Source organism: Bacillus sp. CECT 9360 (assembly GCF_918741275.1).
GTDB lineage: Bacteria > Bacillota > Bacilli > Bacillales > DSM-1321 > Peribacillus.
This window is the reverse complement of the sequence record NZ_CAKKNA010000015.1, coordinates 79,920-85,919: the sequence shown is the minus strand read 5'-3', so window position 1 is coordinate 85,919 and position 6,000 is coordinate 79,920. Positions and strand designations below refer to the sequence as shown.

Sequence of the window (6,000 nt, the reverse complement as noted above, 5' to 3'; positions counted from 1 at the left end):
GGGGTGAACAGTTTAGTTGACGAGATCTCACTCCCACGCACCCGTACGTTCTACCCTGGCTACTGAAATAATAGGTCCTATTAAAAAAAGGTCAACCAGTAAAAACTGGTTAACCCTATAATACGAAAGCACCCTGTAGTTTAACAACAAAACTTAATTTTTTTCTCTTTATCAAAAGGCTCTGTTAAAGAATAGTGTTGAAAGTCTAACATTTTTTCACAAATGATTTCCTTTGTTTCATGTTTTAAAAATTATTGTTTTACCGCTATCTTTTTTCAATCGCCATACGCAAGTTCGAGATGACACCAAGAAGCAATATTAACGAAATAACCATTTTTTCAAAAGGTGTTCCTAACAATTGTAGTATAAACCCAAAAGACCAAAGTACAACAAAAAACCAACTTATAACGGTTATACCTCTTTTGTATTTATATAATATATTTCCGCCAACAATTAGCGTAATAACTCCTCCGATAATAGAAATAATGATATTGATAATAGATATTGGTAGCTGAGTTGCGAAGGATTCAGACCGTCCACCATTAACCCATGTTAATGGAATAATGCCGCTAATAATAAGAACTTGGATTAAGAATGTCAAAGAGTAAAAACACATCGCCATAAATACAGCCGTTTTCATATTAATTTTTCTAAGTTCTTCTAACATACAATCACCTCAAGAGATTTGATCAAATAAAGTCGCTATTTATTACAAATAGATATTGTACCTAATAAGACAAAATTACCTCTCCGAGCATCTGTCACAAGAAGATACTACTATACATATTTTACCACAACTAAAATTATATCTTATATTTGAGTTCTTGAACTCCTCGTTAGCCATCCATGAAGCGGCAAAATCATCGCTGCACCACAGAGAATGAAAATATACTGAACTGTCGATACTGTTTCTAATCCAGTCAATCCAATCCATAGATCAATGAATTGTGGCTTTCCCCATTTTTTTTAACGAATGAGATGGGTTTCTTAGTTATTGTCTTTTTTCGGAGTTAGAGATGTTTATTTTCATGGTAGTTTTATAAGATAACAGCTTTCTTTAACAGAGCCATTTAGAGTTCTGTGTCCTTAATTTCAATGTGAAAAGCAATTATCTTATTCTTCAATAAAACGCCGAGATAAGGATTTTTTTATGATGTTTCTGAAAATAACATGATAAAATGGTATATGGGTATATATTCCAAAAATTAAAATACGGTGGGGGAGAATATATGGAAAGAACGGTTGAAATGGTTTTCAGCGATGAGATATTACAAAGGGGTGCCGCAATCTTTCAGGTGAAAACGGAAAGCCTGAAAAAAATTGGTGACTTCGAGAATTATGTTTACAGCGGCCATAGAGATGGAATTGAAGTCATCGTCCGCTACACCCACTCTTCGCACCGGAGCTATGAACTTCTGCAGGCAGAAAGCGATTGGGTTGCTTATTTAAAACGGAACGGCTCATGCGTATATGAGCATTTTACTTCCATAAACGGGCGATATATTGAACGAGTACAAGCAGAGGACGGAACAGAATTTTATATGAGCTGCTACGAAAAACTTCCCGGAAGCCAAGTCGGCTGGAGAGATCTAGAAAGAGATCAAGAGCTTGCGAGTAAATGGGGCGCAGCGATGGGGAAAATGAACAAGATTACAAAGACGTATCAGCATCCCGCGGGAATCTCGCGCCCTCACTGGGATGAAGAAGAATTGTTTGAAATAGAGAAAATCAAGCCGGATATCGATGCGAAAGTTATGGCCTATCGGGATCAAGTGGTCTCAGCTATTTCAAATCTTCCGAAAACAACTGACAACTACGGGCTTATTCATTCAGATTTGCACTCCGGTAACTTTCTTGTTCACGAAGGAGAATTGAATCTTTTTGATTTTGATGACTGTGCCTATCATTGGTTCGCCAGCGATATTGCGATTCCATTGTACTATATTGTTTTTCAGAGGGATTTACATATGCAAGAGGGGCGAGACGAATTTGCTAAGCGTTTCTTTACTAGGTTTCTAGAAGGCTATCGAAAAGAAAACAAGCTTGCAGAAGGGACAATTGAAGCGATTCCATTGTTTTTAAGGCTGCGTGATATTGTGCTGCTTTCCGTTTTGTACAAGAAATTCGACTTCTCCCGAATGACCGAGCATGAGAAGAATTTTTTTGAAGCGGTGAAAGGGCGGGTGGAGCGCCGGGAAACGATCATTGATTTAGATTCATTGCTTGCTTAATAAACAAGAATAAGACTTAATTACTAAAGAAGCCCGTTTCTGCTTATATTAATGCAGAGACGGGCTTCTTTTAGTTCCAATTTATACGGAAAGCTTTCCTTGTGGAAGCATTCTCGATGCCTCAAGGCGATTCCGCACGAGGATTCCCACCCAGCCGGCAATCACCGCTTTAATGACGCCAACGATGAGGAATGGAGCTGCCCCACCCGCGATAGCGGCTGTCCATGATAAAGAAGCAACGATTTTTAACCAAATGGTACCGAAAGTCAAAGTGATCACCATTCCGACGATGTTCGCTAAAATGGCGTTGGTCACGGTGAATTTTGTCTTTTCCAGAATAAGTCCGGTTAAGAAAGCGGTCGGAATGAAACCGACTAAATACCCGCCGGTCGGTCCAAAAATTTTAGAGATGCCGGCTGACATTTCAGCGAATACCGGAATTCCGGCTGCGCCGATAATTAAGTATAAAATAACGGCTAACGTTCCGTAGCGGGAACCTAAGATGGTAGCCGCCAAGCCGATTGCCAGTGTTTGCCCGGTAATTGGGACAAGCGGAAGCGGAATGTTTACTTGTGCCAGTATCCCGATAATCGCTGCAAATAGAGCAGTAATGATCATCATTCTTAATTTTTCTCGATTTTGTTGCATCTTCTTCCCCCTCAATGTAAACCTTTATTTATTTAAAGTTGACATATAATGATTTTAAGATGGCTTTTTCGTTTTGTCAATCGAAAAATATCAGTAAATTTCGAGGAATTCCTCTAATTTTCTGAATAATTTTTCATGTTTCTACATATTACATAAGGGAATAAATAAGATAGCTTGTTAGCACATGGAGTAAACATAGAAGGCAAATTATATGATTGTGCAGGAAAGAAGGATAAGCAATGGAAGGGATTTTATTTGCGTTGCTCCCTGCGGTTATGTGGGGAAGCATTGTATTAGTCAGCGTCAAGCTTGGCGGCAATGCCTATAGTCAGACATTAGGCATTACTTTTGGTTCGATGATCTTTGCTATTGTCATGTTTTTTATCAACAAACCTGATATGAGTGCAGTCGTATGGGTAGTAGGGGCCATCTCAGGGATTTCCTGGGCGGTCGGGCAGCTTTATCAATTGAACAGTGTCAAATATATGGGTGTTTCGAAAACGGTGCCCATCTCAACCGGAATGCAATTGCTCGGTACAACACTGTTCGGCGTTATCGTCTTCAAGGAATGGACAAACACTACCACCATCGTTCTTGGAGTAATCGCATTGATTTGTATTATCGGTGGTGTAATTTTTACCGCAGTGGGGAAAAAAGGAGAAGACGATAAAGATGAGAACTTCAAAAAGGGGTTGCTTGTACTCGTTGTGTCTTCACTTGGTTTTATCGGCTATGTGGTAATTGTTAGATGGTTTGAGATTGAGGGCTGGGCCGCGATTTTACCGCAGTCAATCGGAATGCTCATCGGAGCGCTCATTCTTTCTGCTCGTCACAAACCGTTTACAAAGTACGCGTTCCGAAATATTTTAACGGGTCTGATGTGGGCGATCGGAAATATTGGTTTGCTTCTGGCAAACCCAAAGGTAGGCGTGGCCGTAGGGTTTTCATTTTCGCAAATGGGCATCGTCATTTCAACGCTTGGCGGGATATTCCTTTTAGGAGAAAAGAAATCAAAAAGAGAACTAATTTTTGTAATCATTGGATGTGCGCTTGTAATTGCGGGCGGCGTTTTACTCGGTATGACAAAAAGATAAGGAGTGATCAGTTATGTATCAGGATTTAGAGAACAAGGTAGTTATCGTAACCGGTGGATCATCGGGATTAGGGAAAGCGATGGCTGAAAGGTTTGGCCAGGAAAAAGCAAAGGTAGTATTAACCTACCATTCCGACAAACATAATTTCCAAGAGATTATTGATCATATCAAGGCTGGTGGAGGGGATGCAGTTGCCATAAAAACGGATGTCACAAAGGAAGATGAAGTGAAAAAGCTGATTTCCTTTACCGTTGATACATTTGGAACCCTTGATATCATGATCAACAATGCCGGCATCGAAAATGAAGTACCGAGCGAAAAATTGTCCCTTGACGATTGGAACAAGGTGATAAATGTCAATTTAACGGGAATCTTCTTGGGCAGCAGGGAAGCGATCGCTTATATGCTTGACAAAAAAATTAAAGGGAATGTCATTAATATGTCCTCGGTCCATGACAGGATCCCATGGCCACATTTTGCACATTACGCGGCTAGTAAAGGCGGGGTGAAGATGTTGACGGAAACACTTGCACTTGAATATGCACCCCATGGAATCCGCGTCAATAACATTTCACCCGGAGCGATTGACACCCCAATCAACGCGGAAAAGTTTAATGATCCGGTGGCGAAGAAAGAGGTAGAAGCCTTGATTCCAATGGGCTATATCGGCAAGCCGGAAGAGATTGCGGCCTGTGCGGCTTGGTTAGGCTCATCTGAATCAAGTTATGTGACGGGGTTGACGCTATATGCGGATGGTGGCATGACCAAATATCCAGGATTTCAGGCGGGAAAAGGCTGATCAGGACAAGGGAGATTTACTCCCTTGTTTTTTTATGGCCCATTTTAGCCTCGATGCATGTATAATACTAGTTATTGGAAAGAATTTTCAGATAACGAAGGTGTGGGCTATGAAAAAGTATAAAGGTTATTTAATGGTCGTTGTTGCTGCTTCTTTATGGGGGATTTCGGGAACTGTTGCGCAACACTTATTCCAAAACAGCAGTGTAACGATGGGCTGGCTTGTTACGGTCAGGCTGCTCGGTTCGGGATTTTTGTTTCTCATGTTGGCTTTATTAGGGCGCAACAAGCAGGCTGTATGGGAAGTGTGGAAAAATAAATATTCGGCTTCACACTTTTTGCTATTTGGTTTATTTGGAATGCTGGGAGTGCAGTACACCTATTTTGCCTCTATAGATGCTGGCAATGCGGCAGTCGCTACCTTACTGCAATACGCCGCCCCAGTGATTATTCTGGGATATTTTTTGGTAAAACTGCGCACTGTACCGAATATGTTTGAAATTATAGCGGTTACGTTGACGCTTGCCGGGACATTTCTTCTGTTGACGGATGGCACACCGCAGACACTGGCTGTACCGAAGGCGGGTTTTATCTGGGGAATATTATCAGCATTTGCGCTGGCTTTTTATACGCTTTATTCTGGAAAATTAGTAAAGGAATATAACTCGATCATTGTCGTAGGCTGGGGAATGATGATTGGCGGCCTCGCTTTAAGTCCGGTGTATCCGCCGCTTTCATTTAACGTGGCTTCCTTGGATTTAACAACCTATAGCTTAATTCTATTTGTCATCATTTTCGGTACGTTAATCCCATTTTATTTATTCATTGACAGTATGCGTTTTATTACAGCGAAGGAAAGCAGTTTGCTGTCATGTTCCGAACCGCTGTCGGCTGTAATATCTTCTGTGCTTTTGCTCGGCATTCCCTTTGGTCTTTATCAGGGGATTGGTGCGCTATGCATTATCTTCATGGTAGTATTATTGACGCTAAAACCAAAGAAGTCTGCTGCTAGCGAAAGCGTTCAGGTTGAAGAGATGAACCTATAATTCAGAGGCGTAATATATGCAAAAAAGATGGGTAATATTGAGGGTATGAATTTGTGAGCGCTAATCCGAATTTACGAGCGCTAATCTAAATTTACGAGCGATGATCCGAATTTGCGAGCGATGATCCGAATTTGCGAGCGATGATCCGAATTTACGAGCGATGATCCGAATTTACGAGCGATG

Annotated in this window: 6 protein-coding genes; 4 read left to right on the top strand and 2 right to left on the bottom strand. The window is 41.0% G+C overall.

Annotated elements, in window-relative coordinates:
* Positions 1-265 precede the first annotated feature (265 nt).
* Entirely contained in the window at positions 266-667 is a 402-nt protein-coding gene (locus LQ216_RS17100) for a hypothetical protein (RefSeq protein ID WP_230130657.1), read from the bottom strand.
* A 562-nt stretch (positions 668-1,229) separates the two neighbouring features.
* Here LQ216_RS17100 and LQ216_RS17095 point away from each other — a divergent pair.
* Positions 1,230-2,231: a phosphotransferase gene (locus tag LQ216_RS17095; protein WP_230130656.1), complete on the top strand. Its 1,002-nt coding sequence runs from the start codon at positions 1,230-1,232 to the stop codon at positions 2,229-2,231.
* An 81-nt stretch (positions 2,232-2,312) separates the two neighbouring features.
* On the opposite strand, the gene LQ216_RS17090 is transcribed toward LQ216_RS17095, so the two are convergent.
* Positions 2,313-2,879 (bottom strand): biotin transporter BioY, encoded by a 567-nt coding sequence (locus tag LQ216_RS17090; protein WP_230130655.1) that lies wholly within the window; start codon positions 2,877-2,879, stop codon positions 2,313-2,315.
* Positions 2,880-3,118: 239 nt separating this feature from the next.
* Between LQ216_RS17090 and LQ216_RS17085 the strand changes: the two genes are divergently transcribed.
* From LQ216_RS17085 to LQ216_RS17075, 3 genes are all read left to right on the top strand, one after another.
* Positions 3,119-3,973 (top strand): GRP family sugar transporter, encoded by an 855-nt coding sequence (locus tag LQ216_RS17085; RefSeq protein ID WP_230130654.1) that lies wholly within the window; start codon positions 3,119-3,121, stop codon positions 3,971-3,973.
* A 13-nt stretch (positions 3,974-3,986) separates the two neighbouring features.
* A complete protein-coding gene (locus tag LQ216_RS17080; RefSeq protein WP_230130653.1) occupies positions 3,987-4,772 on the top strand; it encodes a glucose-1-dehydrogenase in 786 nt (261 codons plus the stop codon).
* A 109-nt stretch (positions 4,773-4,881) separates the two neighbouring features.
* Positions 4,882-5,817, top strand: a complete 936-nt coding sequence (locus tag LQ216_RS17075; protein ID WP_230130652.1) for a DMT family transporter — start codon at positions 4,882-4,884, stop codon at positions 5,815-5,817.
* Positions 5,818-6,000: the final 183 nt, after the last annotated feature.